Here is an 18542-nt window from a genome sequence, read left to right on the forward strand (position 1 = left end):
TTATAACATTTTTTCCAAAAAAAGAACAGCATTGAATTACCACCAAGTGCATATATTCAATGCTGTTCTTACCTAAATCAAATTATAATAATTATTCTGCAATATCAGCTAAGCGAATCCCATTTCTCTCCGGAGTTACTATTAATTGAGGACTGCCGATTTTTTCTGATAAGTCTTTCCAGATTTCACTTATAGTCAACATCTGCTGCGCCATTATATTCTTTTGAGAATTATCTGTAATAGCTCTTGCAAAATCATTTAATGCGCATACGATTCCCTCAGGCCACAATTCTTTATATACTTCTGCATATGTTGTATTTCTAACTCCGTCCGCAACTTCACTTACTGGAAGCTCTACGTAACTATTATTTCCATACATATCCAAAACACCCTCTGCATGTGGCACATACATTTGAGGATTCCAAATAACGAGGCCATTTGAATTATCCAAGCATAAACTTCCTTCTGTCGTTCCTAATACAATTCTATGTAATAGAAACCCATTATTGTCCGGGTCCTTCGGGTCAAGCTGATTCTGAATCTTTACAATAGCGGGAATCCCTCTGATTTCTCCACTAAGAACTTTAAACGGAAATTTGCTATTTACTGAATCGATTGTCTGCAATTTCCATGTATGGAATCCACTTAATGCTTTTCCAAGAATACTGATCATCGGGAATAATACCTGAGTACTACAAGTCGCATCAATATATGTCGGTCTGCTCTTTTTAAGTAATTTATTTGACTTGACGATGAATTCCTGTACATTCTTCACATTGGGATAAAAACTATTAACCTGATATACACAGTTATTCTCCTTTGCTACTTTAAGAAGTTTCACAATATCATTATAATGCACCGGATGCTCCTGTATTACATGTATTCCCTTTTCAAGTAACGCACCGGCAATCTCTGTCCCTTTTCCTCCAACTGCAGTAGAACGAATGACAACACAAGCCATATCAAAATCTTTTTTGCTTACCTCATTAAGATCTGTAATCAATGGAACTCCATATTTTTCTGCTTCTTGCTTTGATTGTGTGCTTCCATGAGAAAAAATACCTGCAATCTTAAATTTGTCGCCACATCGCTCCAGCCCTTTTAAATATACTCTACCGAAGTTAGTTCCGCATACAAGCACTTTTAATGGTTTCTCATATGTATTCATACCCGTTCTCCTTTCCCATCCAACAAATTCGCCATTCCTTCAACATTAGGTGTCATTAAACAGCTTAAATGATTTCCTCCTATTGGCAGAACCTCTAAATTTCCAAGTGCACATTTACTAAGAAATGCCTCTGTTCCCGGTTTCATTACAGGAACAAATGGAGAATGGTCATCCATACAACTCAATGCCTGTAAATCTCCCGCGAACGGTTTCGGTGTATAACCAATCGCACACCGATAATTCCTCTTGTAAATTTCAAAAAGTTCATCAAATCGGTTCATATCCTCACTGGATAGCTGCATACTATTTTCTGGAATTGCATTTTTTAAGTTCTCCATACGCTCTCTTTTTGAAAGTGTTTTTTGTTTTTTATAGCAAGCTGCCAGTTCCGGCAACTCTCCTGTCAGACCTAATATTGCATCCTCTTCAATAAAACCATTGTTATGATCCTTCAATAATTCAAGTGCCATCTGTACTAATTCATCACGCTTAACATGACCTGCTTTTGATACATCCGCACCGACCATTAATCCATAGCTTCGTTCCATCAACAAGTCGCCCTCCATTTCGAGAACAATCGGAATTGTATCAATCGTTACTACCGGTAAAACCTCTGCGCCTGCTTCTAAAAGAGCTCTTGCAGCTTCAATTGCAACTAATCCACCCATACAGTATCCAATTAACTTAAATTTTCTATAACCACTATTCAAAAGTAAATCTGCATAGCGTCTTCCAATTGTTACAATATGATCTTTTTCTTCAGAATCCAGGTATTCCTTATCCTCTGTATAGTTAAATGCTGCAATGCCTTCTGTTCGCTCCGGATTATTCACAAGAATTTGGAATAAAGTATTAAATTGCTGAAGGAAGCCAATTCCACCCGGGAAGAAAACTTTCATCACTTCTCCACCTTCTGGAATATCTGCGATGATATTCAATGGTGTTTCAGATATTTCGTTTTCCTCATGCGAAGTACCTATTTGAACAGAATTTAAAAATTGTGCAAAATCCATAATAGTTGGATTTTGAAGCATTCCAATCATTAATCTATCCCATTCTACATCCTTGGCCACATTAATAGCTTCCTTTGTTTTTGACACAGCCTGAGCAACTAATAATGAATCGCCACCAATGTCATAGAAATTATCTGTTCGATTTACTCTATCAATCTTTAATAGAGTTTTCCATAATTCAGCTATCTCTTTCTCCAATCCTTCATGTGGCGGCATTTCACATTTACCAGTATTTTGGAAGTATGTCTCTGCTAATTTTTTCAAAGCTTTCCTTTCAACTTTTCCATTTGCAGACAACGGAATTTTCTCGTTTACTTCAAATCTTGATGGAACCATATATTCCGGCACCTGTGTTTTAATATATTCAGTAAGTTCCGAAACTTCAATATTCCCCTCAACAAAAGCGACGATCTTATAATCTTGCGGACGTTTACCAACAATCACGGCAACAGCCGTCTTCACTAATGTATTACTTAATAATGCACTCTCAATCTCACTCAATTCGATCCTATGTCCATGAATTTTTACCTGGGTATCTTCCCTCCCCATAAATTCAATTGTTCCATCTGGCCAATATCGACCAATATCTCCAGTTTTATATATTCTTTCCTGTAACTGTTCATCATACATAAAGTGTGCATTCGTTTCTTCCGGTTTATTCAAATACTCAAGAGCAAGACCCTTACCACCGATATATAAATCTCCAGGTACCCAATCCGGGCATTGTTCCATTTTTTCATTCAACACATAGAATTTCTGATTTGCAAGCGGCTTTCCATAAGGTATACTTACTGCGCCATCCGGTACTTCCTCTATTTCATGATAAATTGACCAAATTGCAGCTTCTGTAGCACCACCCAGACTAACAACTTTAGCTTTTTTACAAGATGTATGAATCTGATCCGGAAGGGTTACAGGAATCCAGTCTCCTGATAACAGAACCACCTTTAATGGGAAATCGCCTGAAACACCTCTGCTTTCCAATACAGAGACTAACATCTGCATTTGAGCCGGAACCGAGTTCCATACAGTAATTTCATTCTTTTTAATAGTTTCAACCCAGTAATATGGATCTTTTTGCTTTTCAGGATCAGGAAGTACCAACGCTGCTCCCGCATTAAATGCACCAAAAATGTCATAAACAGAAAGATCAAATGCTAAATTGGCCAAACCAAACATTCTGTCAGCACTGTTAATATCAAATCTGGAATTAATATCCTCAATTGTATTAACTGCTGCTTTATGACTAATGACAACCCCCTTGGGGTCACCGGTGGTCCCTGATGTATGTATAATATAGGCCGGATTTTCCAATGGAATTTCAACTATAGTAAGTGCTTGTTCCGTTCTGTTAATATCTTCTGCTGCCAAAACGACAATGTGCTCTTTCCACTCAAGCGATTGATACTTTTTATTCGTAATCAAATATTTTGTTCCGGACTTTTCCAAAATTTTATTCTGCCTTGCAATTGGCTGTGACACATCAAAGGGTAAATAGACTCCTCCAGAAAATAAAACAGCCAATACTGCTGCAATCTGCCACATCCCTTTATCAGCAGATATTGCAACAAAATCCCCTTTACGGAATCCAGACTTACACAGTTCATTTTGAATTCCGGCAACATATGATCCTAATTCTTTATAAGAAAATGTTCCCTCGGCTGCAATCAACGCAATCTCATCCGGACAATTCTGTAAACAGTTGTAAAATCCCTCATGAAGCATTTTATCAGGCAGGTCTTTTTCTGTTTTATTTACGGATTTTCTTACTTTTCCGGTCTTCAAAGGTAATTCTACCGGATGTACCTGTTCCCATACCTTCAAATTTGTACATAACCGTTCAATAAGCAGGGAAAAAGCTTCGAAAGCATCATTAACAAATCCTTCAGGAAATACACCATCCCTTACATCCCAATTGATTAAAACTCCACCATTATCTTCTGACACCTGACAGTCTATCCATACTTGAGGCGTTTGACTTATTTTATAAGTAATACGGGAATTTCTCATAAACTCCCAGTTTTCCTGCTGTTCGGAATCAGCCGCTCCCACTGTGCTTGTGTATACAACCGGAATAATAGCTTTCTTTTCGCTTTGCCTGTTAATTTCCCGCAATACATCAATACCGGTAAATGCGCTGTGACTAATATCTTCCCATAACTGATTTTGAATTTTGCGTGTCCTTTCAACAAAATTACTTGGATATTCGGGACTGATTTCCAAAATATCTACCTCAGTAAAGTCTCCCACGATTTCATTAATTTGAGAATGTATTGACGGTCTGTTTAATATGGTAATGTCTATACAGAAATCTTTTCTTTTTGACCAACGTCCAATAATCTCTGCATATGCGGATAAAACTACTCCCGAGGGAGTAAGCCTCTGCATTCTCGCCTTTTCACATAATTTGCTCCAATTTTCCGGCGTAATGAAATGTCTGTATTGTGTAAAAGTAACTTTTTCACATTTCGATTCTGGTAAAATCGGCAGTTCCGGTGCATCTGGGAAGTTCTGCAACCGCTTTTTCCAATACTCACAATCCCGATCTTTTTTCGTACGCACTTCTTCATCATTTTCATGTTCTTTTTGATATACCAGTACATCCCTGAATGATACCTGCAGAGGTTTCAGATTTTTTCCATCTTCGTAATAGAATGCATCCAAATCATTCAATATAGTCTTCATACTAATAAAATCAGATAACAGCATATCAATAGAAAAATGAAGAATACTCTTATCAATCGTGTCTGTCAGATACAGATCAAAAAGTGGCCAACAGTCCGCCTGATACTGCTTATGCGCCAACTCAGCCCTGATTTCATTAAGTTTTGAATCCGTAGTTTCGGCTCCAGCTTCCTTCATATTAAAATAGGTAAGTTTCGGCAAGTCAACATGCTCCAAAATCTTCTGTGTACCATTTTGAAGAAAAACAGCACGTAACATATCATGCCGCATAATCACTTTATGCCAAGCACTCTCCAACCTTTCTGCATCCATATGAGGCATTGACAATTCAAAATATGCATGGCATCCAACACCGCCATATTCATAATTATGATTTCTGCCAAGTAAATAGGCAGACTGAATACCTGTAAGAGGAAACGGTTCATATCGTTTGGATAAGTCCGCTTTGAGCGCGGACTTATCCTTTCTCTCATAATATTCAATCAATTTTTCTTTCACATTTCGCAGTTTTACTTTATCTTCAGCATTTAATGTTCCTGACGGCGCTTTAAATTTTAACTGACCATTTTCAACCCAGAATTTCACACCCCGGTCTTCATATGCTTTAATTAAATCCTCCATCATTATAAAACTCCTTCTTCGTATTCTGTATTTTCTTCTACGTCTAATAAAGAAACCAACTTTTCAATCTGTTCTGCGAGAAGTGCAACAGTTGGTAACGCAAATAACGTTTGAATAGCCAAGTCATTCGGCAGGCCTTCTGTCGCATTTAATTCAGAAATAATCTTCACTGCCTTCAAAGAATCTCCCCCGCACATAAAGAAATCATCATCTCGTGAAATTTCCTTAGTTCCTAAAACTCTTTCCCATATAGCAGCAATCTTCACTTCTAATTCTCCCTGCGGTGCTTCCTTTTTCTTTTCTTCCGAGATCTGTCCCTGATAGCCTCCAAGAATTTTTCTTAAAGCTTTTCTATCAACCTTACCATTAACACTCAAAGGCAACTGCTCCATCACAAGTATTTTTCCCGGAACCATATATTCAGGAAGTTTCTTGCCTAAGTATTCGTGAAGAATCTTTTCCACGTTCTTATTATCGCAACAATCAGAATCCTCATTCAAAACAACTGCCGCTGCCAATCCGCTTTTATCTTCTTCTACAACCACAACAGCACTCTTGATAAGCTCATGTGTTAATAAAACATTTTCTGCTTCTCCCAGTTCAATACGATGTCCTCTAACCTTAACTTGAGTGTCTTCTCTTCCTAAGAATTCAATGTTTCCATCAGGCCAGTAACGTCCTAAATCACCGGTATAATACAATCTCTCATGAGTAACTGGATGATTGATGAATCTTTCCTCCGTTCTTTTACGGTCCTTCCAATAACCACGAGCCAATCCTTCGCCGGCAATAAACAATCTGCCTGCCACCCAGTTCGGGCAGTCATTCATTTCCTGATCCAGAACATAAAATTTCTGATTAGTTAATGGCTTTCCATAAGGAATACTTGTCCAACCATCCTTTACGGATTCAACTTCATAGTAATTAGACCAAATAGATGCTTCAGTTGCTCCACCCATACTTATCATTCTTACAGATTCTGAATGCATTTTTATCATTTCTGGCAATTCCATAGGAATCCAGTCTCCGCTCATAATAACTACCCGCAATGGTAATTTTGTATCCGGTTTTGTTGAAAGAAATTCCATGAACATCTGCATGAATGCCGGTACGCTGTTCCAAACAGTGATTTTATTTTCCTGCATGATTTCCAACCAGTGCTGCGGTTCTTTTACCTGTTTTGCATCAGGAATTACCACTGTACCTCCTGCAATCAAAAGTCCAAAAATATCATAGACTGACAAATCAAAATTCAGATTTGATAGTGCAATACATTTATCATCCTTCCCAACTGCGAAGCGTTCATTTACATCTATAATTGTATTAACGGCAGCCCGATGTTCGATCATTACACCTTTCGGCATTCCTGTTGAACCTGATGTATAAATTACATAAGCCAAATCATTACCCGTTGCAATACTCTCAAAATCTGTAGTATCTATGCTCTCTACATCCACACCATCAACACAGATTATTGTTGTATCTTCCGGCCAGTTTACCTCTCTGTTTACTTTTTCCTGTGTCAATACTACCTTGACAGATGCATTTTTCAAAAGAAGATGTACTCTTTCCTCCGGGAATGAAGGATCAATTGGTAAGTATGCTGCTCCTGCCTTTAATATGGAGATTGCCGCTACAATTTGTTCCCAGCCTTTTTCCATCACAATAGCCACCAAAGAGTTTCTTTCCACATTTTCACGCTGTAAAATATGTCCGATCCCGGTAGAATACCGTTCCAGTTCACCATAGGATAATTTTCTTTCATTATTAATAATCGCAATCCGCTCTGGATTCTCTTTCATGCTTTTTTCAACTAAAGAGATTAATGTTTCATCCGGAATCTTACCATTTACGGAATTTGCCAATTCCCTATTTTCCATATTTGGAATTTGAACAAGAGAATTTGATTCACGATTCCATGCTTCCTGTTCTGTAGAAAGCACTTCTAAAAGTGAAATATATGCCGCAAACATTTCATCTAACACACCTGCCGGGAAAATATCCTGTACGGCATCCCAAGTCAAAACAAGGCGCTCATTTTGTTCTGTTACCTGATGGTCAATCCATACCTGTGGTGTTTGTGAAAGGCCATAAACCATTTCGCCAAAATATTCTTCTTGTTCATTGCTGCCACCCTGTTTAATTCCAAGCCCGCTTGTAAATACGATAGGCATGATGGCCGCGTTGCGTATTTCCTGCTTTTTGCTAATTTCCCGTTCCAACTCCACGCCACTGTAATATGGATGTGCCAGATCAGACCATAGCTGTTGCTGCAGATTCTTACACCGTTCTAAGAATGATTTCCCTGCTGTATTATCTATTGATAACAATGTAAGCGAAGTAAAGTCTCCAACCACATCCATGATTTGATTATGAATAGGCAACCGATTAAATCTCGTCAAATTAATTGTAAATTTTTGAGATTTGCTCCATCTTCCAAGCACTTCGGCATAAGCTGTCATCAATACTCCGGAGGCTGTCAGGCCATTCTGAGAAGCCATATTTTTAATCGCTGACCATTGGCTACCAGTCAATTTTGACTCATAACGAATAAATTTCTGTACTGCCGTATTCCCATTTTCTTTTATAACTGGCAATTCGGGAGCCGGGAAAATATCTGGAAGTCTCTTCTGCCAATATTCTTCATCTCTCTTATAAAACTCAGTTTTCTTAATATCTTCATATGCCAGAACATAATCTCTAAAAGATAAATCAAGCGGTTCAACTTCCTTTTCCGGATTGTCATATAACATTTTCCATTCCCGTAAAATCAGGAACATACTCCAGCCATCAAAAATAATGTTGTCAAAACTAATATGTAAGCGTACATTTCCTCCCGGAAGTTTTGAAAATCTTACATCAAATAACGGCCACTTAGAAGTATCAAAAATCTGATATGCCATCTCTTTCCTGATTGATTCGAGTTTCTCGTCTACAGTCTCTTCCTGTGAGGCCAAATCATATACTTTTATTTCATACTCTGGAACATTACTCAATATTTTCTGATTCTGACCGTCATTCAAAAATACTGCTCGCATCATTCCATGGCGCAAAATCAATCTTCTCCATTTTTCTTCCGCCAAATCCGTATCTAATCCACCACAATCCATTTCAAAATAGCAATGCGTTGATACATCTCCTAAAGCAAATCCACCGTTTCTTCCCAGCCAGTATGACTGCTGAACATCCGTCAATGGGAACGGTTCTCCCCATTCCTTTGGTTTCGGAGAAACCATTTCAAGTTTTTCTGCATTCATATTTTTTACTTCACAATCTTCTAACATGGATGCAATACTTATTGCCTGTTCTGCAAAAATTGGATTTGAGAAAATCTTTTCCAGCGATAAGTTAATGTTGAACTTTTTGTTAATTTCTGCATTTAACTGCGTAGCAAGAAGAGAGTCTCCTCCCAATTCAAAGTAATTGTCATTCCTGCTAATATTTTCAGTATGTAATACTGTTTTCCAAATTGCAGCCAATTCTTTTTCTACAGCAGTTTCCGGTTCCTGAAATTGATCCTTTGCATTTTCTCTCGTCTCACCGACTGGAACAGGGAGGGCCTTTCTATCAACTTTACCATTTGCAGATAATGGAAATTTATCTATTTCCATAAATGCTGTAGGAATCATATACGATGGGATCATGTTCTCTAAATATGCTTTCAATTTTGTAGAATTAAAAGCATATGTTTCTGGTTGAGCCAACGCTACAATAACTCCCTGATTATAAATCGGTAAATCAAGCTGATCATTTGGGGCTGTATTAACCTTTGCAAATCCGCATTTAAGAACCGCATCACTCCATTGGTCTTTTGTTAATAATGGTTTTCCAGTGCCTTTCCTCTCATCTGTAACAGTTGAAAAACCTTTTTCTAATATTCCGGTACTTACATGTTGTAAAATTGTATTCTCTGTAGTTTCAAGAAGAATTAACAATCCGCCTGCTCGCAGATATTCGCCTGCATATTTTAAGGATGCTTTAATATCTCTGCAACGATGCAATGTACTTACTGCAAGAACTACATCAAAATAATGCATTGCAAGTCCTTGTGTATTAGGAGCTGAATTTATATCCAGATTCTCATAATGTACTCTGGAATTATTTTTGAATTTTTCTTTTGCTTGGTTAAGATAATAAGAAGATGCGTCTGTACACACATATTCATATTCTATACCATCCATACAATCCAATAATTCCGAAGTCAGCCCCAAATTTCTTGCACCTAATTCCATAATTCTAACGGTCTGACCAGCAGTACCCTCTTTTTTCTGAAAGGACAATATATTTTTTATTGTCCGCTTGCATTCAATAGCTCCAGGCAGTGTTGCCATATAGGCATCTGGAGATATATAATCTTCTTTTGCAAGAAGCTGTGGCGTATCCATATTTCCTGTCATAATCGCATGGCAGTATTTTTTGAACTGTTCTAAATACTTCAACGCATCGTCGATTTCATGTTTCCACTCCGGATATTTTTCAATAAACGCAACTCTATCCATTTCTTTTGGACTAGAACAATTTACAAAATAATCTTCTTCCGCGAGTATTCGCCCAATTTTTACCAATTCATTTACCCATTGCTGAATTAACTCCTGATAGGATAAATCTATTCCCGCACTCATAAGCAGCGCCGAAAGTTTATATTTTGTTCCAGGTTCCACCCAAATACCTAATGTACGCATAAGAGAATACATATACTCTCTGCTGACTTCATCAAGGCAGTTTGCAAGTGTCAAATATTCCTGCACGTTATTTTCTGCAGTTACTTCTGCCACACCTTCTTTTAAATCAGCCCAAAGTCTATCCCATTTATACATCAAATCAGTATCCGACACTTTATTGACATCAAAAAGACTTTCCGGGTACCCGTTTTCTGGAATAATATATCCTGCCAAGTATTTATTCCCCTGAACATCACCAACAGCTGCTGCTACCGATTTCTTAACACCAGGGTATTTATTCATCGCAGCTTCAATTTCTCCCAATTCAATCCTGTGTCCACGAATTTTTACCTGAAAATCTTTTCTTCCAAGAAATTCAATATTTCCATCAGCCCAATAACGCCCAAGATCTCCAGTCTTATACCAGCGATTTTCATTCCAATTAACGAAACTTTTATCTGTAATTTCGGAGTCCCCGATATATCCTTTTGCTACACCGGTACCTCCAATCCATAATTCTCCTGGTACCCATGTTGGGCAATCTCTTCCTTTTGAATCCACTACTCTGTAATACTGATTTTTCAACGGTTTTCCATATGGTATAGAACTCCATTCCTCTGGTACTGGCAATTCTACATCAAAAAAATTGGACCAAATTGAAGCTTCCGTGGCTCCACCCATAGATAAAAGATGAGAATTTTTTGCAACGTGATTTAATCTTTCTGGAATATCCATGCCAATCCAGTCACCAGAAAGCATAGCCAATCTTAATGAAGGAATTTCTTTTCCCTTTCCTTCCGCTACGATTAACAGCATATTCAATAAAGTCGGAACAGAATTCCACAATGTCACACTATGGCGCTCAGCAATATCCAACCATACTTCTGCATCTCTACTATTACTGTCTTTAATTAAAATCAATGTACCACCCGCACTCAAGATTCCAAAAATGTCATATACTGATAAGTCAAAATCATAGGATGAAACAGCAATGATTTTATCGTCAGCAGATACCCTGTACTGTTTATTAATTGTCTCAATTGTATTGACAGCAGCAAAGTGAGCAATTTCCACTCCTTTAGGTTCTCCTGTAGAGCCAGAAGTAAAAATTACATAAGCAGTATTACTATCCGGATAATTTTCAATAGTATTTAGCGGTTCATATGCATCTGCCTCCATAACATCCAACACCGTAACAGTTTCTGGCCACTCCAGTTCCTTTTTCAGTCTTGTATCTGTAATAGCAAACTTTATATCTGACTTACTATAAATCCTTTCCCGTCTGCTCAAAGGCTGATTAACATTGATAGGTATATATCCAGCTCCTGCAGCCAAAATACCCAAAATAGAAATAATCTGTTTGATGCCCTGGCTCTTAGCGCCGGGATTGTCATTCCCATATCCTTCCAGAAGGTTTACGACACCCCACACGCCAAGACCTGCACCGATTGCGACTACAAGAGTTTTTAAAGTTGTAATTGCACTGCTAAAAAACGCCATATACATTCACCAAAACTGACTTTTTTCAGGTGTTTACGGGAATGAAAAAACACCGACTAAAAAGCCGGCGCACCTAATGTCAGTTATTCCTTTCCTCATTATTTTTCGTTCATTCCCAAGGTTACTCCGACAGTTCTACATGAATTACTTCCACCTCTTCTTCAGATTTCGGTGTGTACTGCGGATTTAACTCTTTCTCAACTTTGTATCGGTTCTTCTCGTTTTCATCTGCAAGAAGCCGATAGTTTTTGTGTTTCGTGATATCATATTTGTCCGAGAAAAATGGTCTGGCACCACGGATCTGCAGGATACATTTTCCTCCATCCATGACTGCAATCTCATCTTCTGTCATCAGCTGTTTGCCTGTTTTCTGGTAATTCAATCCAAAAGACTTCTGATTACTCCTCGTCTCCGAAGTGTTATACAGGTCAATGGTTTCCTTACCCAGAAGCTCACTCATTTCCTTTAATGTGGTCTTCTCTTTCCCACCAAGGAATAAAGTCGTATCACAGTTGCCCAGAATGGTATCTGCACTATCCTTATACATTGCCTTTAACTGACTCTGTGACTGCAAAATAATAGAAGCAGAGATTTCCCTGCTTCGGATAGTTGCGATCAGCTTGTCAAACTGAGGAATTTGTCCGATGTTGGCAAACTCATCAGCGATGACACGCACATGCACCGGAAGTCTTCCACCATATTCATCATCTGCCTTATCGCAAAGCAGATTGAAAAGCTGTGACTGTAACATGGCAATCACAAAGTTAAAGGTTGTATCTGTGTCGGACATAATCAAGAACAAGGCTGTTTTCCTATCCCCGATCTTATCCAGTTCCATTTCATCGTAAGACATGATCTCACGAAGTTCTGCGATATCAAATGGGGCAAGTCTGGCTCCACAGGATATCAAAATCGACTTCGCCGTTTTGCCGGCGGCCATTTTGTATTTTTTATACTGTCTGACCGCAAAGTGCTGCGGATCTCTTTCTTCCAGTTCCTGGAACATCATATCCACTGGATTCTGGTAAGTTTCATCCTCTTCACGGGTTTCGCTTTCATTCAAAAGATCCAGAAGAGTATTCAGATTCTTTTCCTCTTCATCACCTTCATACCAGATAAAAGCAATCAGTGCTGTATACAGCAATTTCTCTGCTTTCACCCAAAAATCTTCGGAAGCTTTTTCCCCTTCGCCTTTGGTATTTACAATGATTGTTGTCACCAGCTTCAGGATATCTTTTTCAGACCGTATATAAGCAAATGGATTGTAATGAAGCGATTTGGAAAAGTTGATAGTATTCAGAACCTTAATCACATATGGTTCGTGTACCACTTTTCCTGATTTATCTTTCATAATACTTCCATTCTTATCTTTCTTAGGTGGTCCCTTTGCTAACATCTTCCCGCACTCCTCGATCAGAGTGCCTTTCGGATCTGTAATGACCATGGAACAGTTCATCTGCATGACTGACGGCTTAACGAAAAATCGAGTTTTTCCGGAACCACTGCCGCCAATGACCACTATATTTTTATTTCTTGCATACTTTGGCTGTTTAGGTCTACTTTCCATAGTCAATGCTTCTGTTGCTGTCAATGGAATATTCATCCAGGGATCTTCCGACATATAAGGCTTGATATCCTCTGCGGTTCCCCATCTGGCTGAACCATACTCGATGCCTTTCCGTAATTTCTTTGCGTCTGCCTGTTTCTGCCAGACCAACACTTTCAGAACGGCTGCAACAACAATACCTGCTAGCAGATCTTTCCAGTTATTGCTTAACACAAAACCAGCAAAAATCCGGTCTGCGTGTTCCATTGCATATAATAGTTTGTTCCCCATATCTCCTCCCGGACTGTTCCGGTAAAGAAAAAATGCCCGGTCAGCATAGAAAGCAGCCAGAGCATAAGGGATATTTGTAAGAACCAGTTTCTTTTTATCCAGGGCGGACAGCTTACCCCCGATTTTATTCTTCCACTTCTGCATCAGAGTTTTACCGCTTTTCTTTTTCATCGGCTCTGCTCCTGATGCCGGTTCTTTACTTTGTCCTTCGTCTTCTTTGGCATCATTGCCCGGTAAGCTGCAAGACGCTTATGAATGGAAGGCTTATTCGCTTTTTGAATCTGTTTCTGGGAAAACTCACGGAAAGCAGCATTTAGGGCATCCTGATCACGTCCCTTGAAAAATACCAGATAAACCGGAGGCTCTTTGCTCTTGTCTTTTTTCAAAGCATAATTGATCCCGTATTTTCTGGCATACCGTTCAAAGGACTTGATATTTTTGTCCGTGATCTCGATATTGACCATCCCGGCATTCTGTTTTGCCAGCTCTTTTACCGTGACCTTTCCCTGTTTCGGCTGATTTTTCTGTGCTTTCTTCTCTACTGATTTCTGCTTTTGATGACGCAGATACGCAGCAAGAACCTTTTTCAACAGGTCCGCCGTAATTTTAGTAGCCCGAATACAGAACGTGACCGTTTTCTGAGTTACCTCTTCCTGCATGACTTTTCCCTCCTTTCAGCGATTTAACTGCTGTCCAGATCTGTAATCATGGCAATCACCCCCCTTCAATGAAAAAGGACAGATTAACCGGTAATCAGGTACTGCACCTGTACGAGTTTTTCTGTCCCTTCTTCTTTTCTCTTGTCTTCCCCACCACAATAGATTGGAACACACATTTCAAGTATTCTGCTGTAAATGCGCTGATGGGCAGTATCCAAATCTGTAGATTTCATTTCATTCAGTCCCAGATTCGTTGTTACGATCAGCGGAAGCATTTTACAATAACGGCTGTCTATCACATTATAGACCTGCTCCAAAGCAAACTCAGAATTTCGTTCTATTCCTAAATCATCAATAATCAGCAATGGATAATCCACAAGATTTTGTATGATCTGGTTCTTATTTGCCTGATAGCTGGTCATTTCATTTAAGATCCTGGAAAAATTTGTCATCATGACACGTTCTCCCTGTTCCAAAAGTGCATTTGCTATACAGCCTGCAAAAAAACTCTTCCCGGTTCCAACTGGTCCCATCAGAAGCAGTCCTACATTTTTTCTCTTCATATCTGTCCAGTTTTCTACATACTGCCTGGCGATTAGTATCTTCTGGTTGCTTCCATTGTCATTTTCAAATTTCCATTCCCAGAATCTTTTTTCCCGAAGTCCGATGGATTTTCTCTGATAAAGCTGCCGCTGTGCTTCTTCCCGCTGCATCTTCTCATCAAGTTCCTGCCTGGCTTTTACCTCGCATTCACACAAACAGGACACTACATGCTCAAATCCCATCAGACTAACTTTCATCTGTTTTCTTTTTCCACAGATGCCACAATGAAGACATCCCTCTTCATCCAGATAATCTGCTGTTACTTTATTTTCCATCACAGGCTTTCTCCTTCCTGAAATTCATATTTGTCAATTCCTGCCCTGGCGCCATCCCGTTCTGCCCAAAGACAGATTGTTGCAAAATGATTCTGATACTCTTTTCCACTGGATTTCATATAAACAGAAAGATGATCAATCCGTTTCTGATAATCCCATGGAAATATTGTCATCAACTCCTGCAGTTCAGCTTCCGACAGAACAACATTTTTAAATCTACCATACTGACTGAATTTTTCTTCCAGAGCGGGAGTATTGCCCTTACTCTTATCAGTATGATTCTTTTCAGTCTTATTTATCTTAGTATTACTTCCATCCAGATTCTTGCGTTCCGGACTTCTATTTTTTTGCGTTCCGGACTTCCAGTTTCTTGCAATCCGGATTTCCAATTCCTTGCAGTCCGGATTTCCAGTTTCTGGCGTTCCAGAAGCAAAGTATCTTACGGGCTTTCCTCTAATCCGTTTCACAAAATTTTTCACGTATATGACAGAGGGACGATTATTCCCCTGCCGATACCGTTCAATCAATCCAATCCCATGCACACTGTCAAGCTCATAAAGAAGCTTTGTCACTGTCGTATGCGACATTCGCAATAGTTCCTGCAATTCTGCGATCGTGTAAATGATATAGACATAACCATCACTATCAATCCATCCATTTTTCTTGGATAGGCTGATTCGATCAAGCAGAATTCCGTAAAGGAGCTTTGCGTCTGTAGACAGGCTTGCAAACTCTTTTTCTGTGAACAGAGCTTTTGGTATCCGAAAGAAAGAAAACTGGTCAGATTCTTCTGCTCTGAAATATTCAAAATCTGCCATAATATTTTCCTACTCTTCTACATCAAAATCACAATTTGCAGCACTGCCTGTACCATGACATAATTCATCAAGCACATAATTGAATGCATTCATCGCTTCTTCCAAATAGATTTTCCTAGCCTCTTTATCACACGCATACATATCGGCAATAAATCCTTCATCATTTCCTATTGCGTGTACCAGAGTCTCCAGAACTTTCATAAATTTCTTTTTTGAACACTTTTTATTCTGCCTGTTCACATATTGCTGAATATCCAGTACTCTATCAGCATTTTCCTCATTCTCTTCAAGAATTCCAAACGCCAGATCCATGCCAAATTCATAGCCATCACAGGAAATCTGATCAACATCAAGCTGTCCCAGCTCATCTCGATAATTTCTTTCTTCCATTGAAGTCAGTGGTGTCTCATATTCATCCAGATATCCCATATCTGCAATTGTTTCCAGAATATCTCTGGATGCTTTCACCATTTTGTCCATAATGATTTCTCTTTCTTCCATCGGCATATTTGCCATAATGCTGTCTAATGTCATCATTGATTCTTCCTCCATCTCATTTTCATAAATATCGTTGATATAAAAGTGGTTTGCCTTTCCATTGTTCGGAATGATACGCACCAGATTTCCAACATCCACCAGTTCCTGTACTGCCTGATCTACCCCATATCTAGTTGTATTCAGGTCTTTCTTCATTTCACTTTTTGGATAGATTACATACAAATCCCCCTTACCATCTACCCAATCATTCTGCACCGCAAATTTCAAACGATCCAGAAATAAGCTGTATAAAATCTTTGCTGTATTTGACAGATTTTTGTATTTTTCCATTTGGAACAGCACCTTCGGCACCTGCAGACAATCTACCGGCATATACTCCATCTTACTCATTGATTGTTTCCTCCTTCTGTTTGTACAGCACTTCAGCTGAATTGATATTGATTTCCAACATCCCTACAAATACCTGATAGTACAGAAGGCATATCTGTTCATCCTCTCTTGCCAGATACAATCCTTCCAGTTCATCGGACGGATGTTTCATTCCATATACTGCCTGACAGATATCATGGATTTTCTCACATTCCACACTTCTAAGATGCTGCTCCAAGGTGTGGTTAAATCTCTGCCAGTCCTCCAGTTTCTGATTTACTGACATCATGCACTGGAACAGTTCCGCTGCTTCACATGCTGCTGACAGCACTACATTTTTGTTATTGATACTTCCATCGGCATTTTTCATATGCCCTACCATATACGCCTGATCTACTGAAACCATCTTTTATCCTCCTCTATCTAAACGGCATTTCTTCTTCCATGCCCTCTGGGATCTCTAAGAACCCTTCCGCATCTTCTGGAAACGGTGGTCTGTCAACCATTTTTGCACCTGCGAATTCAATCCGGTTTGCATACACTTCGGTGGTATAGATTTTTTTCCCGGTATCCTTATCTTCATAATTACCTGTGACAATCTCGCCTTCCACCATGACCTTCGTGCCCTGCATCAGATAATCTCTGGCAAATTCTGCTTTCTTTGCAAAAGCCTTTACCGGAATGAAACTGACTTCATCGGAATAATTTCTTCTGACTGCCAGAACAAACTTGGCAATCTTATGAAGTCCTTTTTCATTCTCCACTTCGTTGTATCCGGGATTTCTTACTAATCGCCCGGAAATAACTATTGTATTCATTGGCTTACCCCTCCTATGCTTTCATTGATTTGTAACAGATACCGATACATGGTCCACATTTTCCATAGGCACATCCGTAACATTCATCTTTTTCCAACTCTTCTTGCTTCATTTCATCGGCAAACATTCCTAACAGTGTTGTGTAAATCTTTTTCATTGCCAGGAACTTTTCTTCTGCTTTTTCCATCTTCTCTTTGTAAAATGGGATCAGTTCACGAAGAACTGGATGGAAACGCTCATTTTCATCATCCCAGGCACAGGTTTTCATCATACAGCGTGGCTGTTTCTCATAATTGCCCAGATAATATGGGCAGAAGGTACAGCCTCTTTCTTTAACAATTGCCACCGGAATCACTGGCATCTGACTTTTGATTTCCTTTGTTACATGCTTACTTTCAATTCGCTCTCTCATCTTAAAAATCCTCCAAAAATATATATATTTGCAAAAGGGAATTCCCCTGAATTGCCTGTTTTTAAGCACAAAAAAAGAGGCAGACTTACGATTTTTGTTTTCGCAAGCCTGCCTCTTATCAATTTAATATTCTATTTTCCAATGACATACCGTATAAACACGTATATCGCTCTGATCACATACACTGGAATCATGATACTTCCAATCAATGCTCCAATAATGACACTTAATGCAGCCATCCCAAGCGTTGCTGTGGTATCCATTCCTCTCGGAATCAGAATCAACCGCATTTTATGTATTCCAAATGGTAATCCGGCAATAAATACCCACCAGAACCAATCCGTCTGCCCACTGACTTTCATAATTGTTTTTGTCATCCAAAACCAGAATACCATAAATGCCAGTGGCAGAATTGATTTTTTAATTACATCTTCAATCGTCATCTTTTTTTCTCCCTCTGTCTGATTCCTTCCGCCACCTCCCGATTAAGGTTTGCCAGTATTTCTCTAACCACAGGAGAATCCAATCGAAAGGTTTCCAAATCTTTCTCCGTAAGCTCCCTTCCGTTCGCATCATATCTTCGTACAATTTTTAAAGCCATACTT

Annotated in this window: 13 protein-coding genes and 3 pseudogenes; all 16 read right to left on the bottom strand. The window is 39.0% G+C overall.

All coding sequences use genetic code 11. The annotated features are described in order from the left end of the window. Window positions 1–91: 91 nt before the first annotated feature. The 16 genes and pseudogenes from Selli1_RS00820 to Selli1_RS00880 all read right to left on the bottom strand — a co-directional run bounded on the left by Selli1_RS00820 (window position 92) and on the right by Selli1_RS00880 (window position 18538). Window positions 92–1168 (bottom strand): Gfo/Idh/MocA family oxidoreductase, encoded by a 1077-nt coding sequence (locus Selli1_RS00820; RefSeq protein ID WP_015528476.1) that lies wholly within the window; start codon window positions 1166–1168, stop codon window positions 92–94. After that, a complete protein-coding gene (locus Selli1_RS00825) occupies window positions 1165–5490 on the bottom strand; it encodes a non-ribosomal peptide synthetase (RefSeq protein WP_281872041.1) in 4326 nt (1441 codons plus the stop codon). The genes Selli1_RS00820 and Selli1_RS00825 overlap by 4 nt, the downstream gene beginning before the upstream one ends. Further along, complete coding sequence (locus Selli1_RS18630; RefSeq protein WP_405595594.1) at window positions 5490–5879, bottom strand: phosphopantetheine-binding protein; 390 nt, start codon at window positions 5877–5879, stop codon at window positions 5490–5492. Before Selli1_RS18630 ends, Selli1_RS00825 begins: the two co-directional genes overlap by 1 nt. Further along, a pseudogene (locus tag Selli1_RS18635) lies at window positions 5859–7367 on the bottom strand (amino acid adenylation domain-containing protein); the annotation flags it as partial. The pseudogene Selli1_RS18635 and the gene Selli1_RS18630, both read right to left, overlap by 21 nt. Window positions 7368–7421: 54 nt before the next feature. Then, window positions 7422–10304 (bottom strand): annotated as a pseudogene (locus Selli1_RS00830) (condensation domain-containing protein); the annotation flags it as partial. A 48-nt stretch (window positions 10305–10352) separates the two neighbouring features. Next, a pseudogene (locus Selli1_RS18745) lies at window positions 10353–11648 on the bottom strand (amino acid adenylation domain-containing protein); the annotation flags it as partial. A gap of 121 nt (window positions 11649–11769) precedes the next feature. Beyond that, on the bottom strand, window positions 11770–13656 hold the full coding sequence (locus Selli1_RS00835) for a VirD4-like conjugal transfer protein, CD1115 family (protein WP_281872045.1): 1887 nt from the start codon (window positions 13654–13656) through the stop codon (window positions 11770–11772). Then, window positions 13653–14144 carry a PcfB family protein gene (locus tag Selli1_RS00840; protein ID WP_117579922.1) on the bottom strand — a complete coding sequence of 164 codons (492 nt, stop codon included), beginning with the start codon at window positions 14142–14144 and terminating at the stop codon, window positions 13653–13655. The genes Selli1_RS00835 and Selli1_RS00840 overlap by 4 nt, the downstream gene beginning before the upstream one ends. 83 nt (window positions 14145–14227) lie before the next feature. After that, entirely contained in the window at window positions 14228–15022 is a 795-nt protein-coding gene (locus Selli1_RS00845) for an ATP-binding protein (protein ID WP_281872048.1), read from the bottom strand. After that, window positions 15022–15840 carry a replication initiator protein A gene (locus Selli1_RS00850; protein ID WP_281872050.1) on the bottom strand — a complete coding sequence of 273 codons (819 nt, stop codon included), beginning with the start codon at window positions 15838–15840 and terminating at the stop codon, window positions 15022–15024. The genes Selli1_RS00845 and Selli1_RS00850 overlap by 1 nt, the downstream gene beginning before the upstream one ends. Before the next feature lie 9 nt (window positions 15841–15849). Beyond that, window positions 15850–16728: a replication initiator protein A gene (locus tag Selli1_RS00855; RefSeq protein ID WP_117579928.1), complete on the bottom strand. Its 879-nt coding sequence runs from the start codon at window positions 16726–16728 to the stop codon at window positions 15850–15852. Next, window positions 16721–17113 carry a hypothetical protein gene (locus Selli1_RS00860; RefSeq protein ID WP_055060295.1) on the bottom strand — a complete coding sequence of 131 codons (393 nt, stop codon included), beginning with the start codon at window positions 17111–17113 and terminating at the stop codon, window positions 16721–16723. The genes Selli1_RS00855 and Selli1_RS00860 overlap by 8 nt, the downstream gene beginning before the upstream one ends. Before the next feature lie 13 nt (window positions 17114–17126). Beyond that, a complete protein-coding gene (locus Selli1_RS00865; protein ID WP_117470892.1) occupies window positions 17127–17525 on the bottom strand; it encodes a single-stranded DNA-binding protein in 399 nt (132 codons plus the stop codon). 13 nt (window positions 17526–17538) lie between these two features. Then, window positions 17539–17937, bottom strand: coding sequence for a hypothetical protein (locus tag Selli1_RS00870; RefSeq protein ID WP_008688044.1), 399 nt, complete (start codon window positions 17935–17937; stop codon window positions 17539–17541). Between the two features lie 131 nt (window positions 17938–18068). After that, window positions 18069–18380 carry a DUF6050 family protein gene (locus tag Selli1_RS00875; RefSeq protein ID WP_022068206.1) on the bottom strand — a complete coding sequence of 104 codons (312 nt, stop codon included), beginning with the start codon at window positions 18378–18380 and terminating at the stop codon, window positions 18069–18071. Continuing rightward, entirely contained in the window at window positions 18377–18538 is a 162-nt protein-coding gene (locus Selli1_RS00880) for a hypothetical protein (RefSeq protein WP_164468309.1), read from the bottom strand. Before Selli1_RS00880 ends, Selli1_RS00875 begins: the two co-directional genes overlap by 4 nt. Window positions 18539–18542: the final 4 nt, after the last annotated feature.

The sequence above is a fragment of the Sellimonas catena genome (assembly GCF_027924685.1).
In the GTDB taxonomy this organism is placed as follows: Bacteria; Bacillota; Clostridia; order Lachnospirales; family Lachnospiraceae; genus Sellimonas; species Sellimonas catena.

What these genes read in the sequence shown, in the direction of transcription:
- Selli1_RS00835 (WP_281872045.1), bottom strand. Translation starts at nt 13,656, where the DNA reads ATGAAAAAGAAAAGCGGTAAAACTCTGATGCAGAAGTGGAAGAATAAA.
- Selli1_RS18630 (WP_405595594.1), bottom strand. Translation starts at nt 5,879, where the DNA reads ATGGAGCAGTTGCCTTTGAGTGTTAATGGTAAGGTTGATAGAAAAGCT.
- Selli1_RS00860 (WP_055060295.1), bottom strand. Translation starts at nt 17,113, where the DNA reads ATGGTTTCAGTAGATCAGGCGTATATGGTAGGGCATATGAAAAATGCC.
- Selli1_RS00865 (WP_117470892.1), bottom strand. Translation starts at nt 17,525, where the DNA reads ATGAATACAATAGTTATTTCCGGGCGATTAGTAAGAAATCCCGGATAC.
- Selli1_RS00840 (WP_117579922.1), bottom strand. Translation starts at nt 14,144, where the DNA reads ATGCAGGAAGAGGTAACTCAGAAAACGGTCACGTTCTGTATTCGGGCT.
- Selli1_RS00855 (WP_117579928.1), bottom strand. Translation starts at nt 16,728, where the DNA reads ATGAGTAAGATGGAGTATATGCCGGTAGATTGTCTGCAGGTGCCGAAG.
- Selli1_RS00825 (WP_281872041.1), bottom strand. Translation starts at nt 5,490, where the DNA reads ATGATGGAGGATTTAATTAAAGCATATGAAGACCGGGGTGTGAAATTC.
- Selli1_RS00870 (WP_008688044.1), bottom strand. Translation starts at nt 17,937, where the DNA reads ATGAGAGAGCGAATTGAAAGTAAGCATGTAACAAAGGAAATCAAAAGT.
- Selli1_RS00875 (WP_022068206.1), bottom strand. Translation starts at nt 18,380, where the DNA reads ATGACGATTGAAGATGTAATTAAAAAATCAATTCTGCCACTGGCATTT.
- Selli1_RS00880 (WP_164468309.1), bottom strand. Translation starts at nt 18,538, where the DNA reads ATGGCTTTAAAAATTGTACGAAGATATGATGCGAACGGAAGGGAGCTT.
- Selli1_RS00820 (WP_015528476.1), bottom strand. Translation starts at nt 1,168, where the DNA reads ATGAATACATATGAGAAACCATTAAAAGTGCTTGTATGCGGAACTAAC.
- Selli1_RS00850 (WP_281872050.1), bottom strand. Translation starts at nt 15,840, where the DNA reads ATGGCAGATTTTGAATATTTCAGAGCAGAAGAATCTGACCAGTTTTCT.
- Selli1_RS00845 (WP_281872048.1), bottom strand. Translation starts at nt 15,022, where the DNA reads ATGGAAAATAAAGTAACAGCAGATTATCTGGATGAAGAGGGATGTCTT.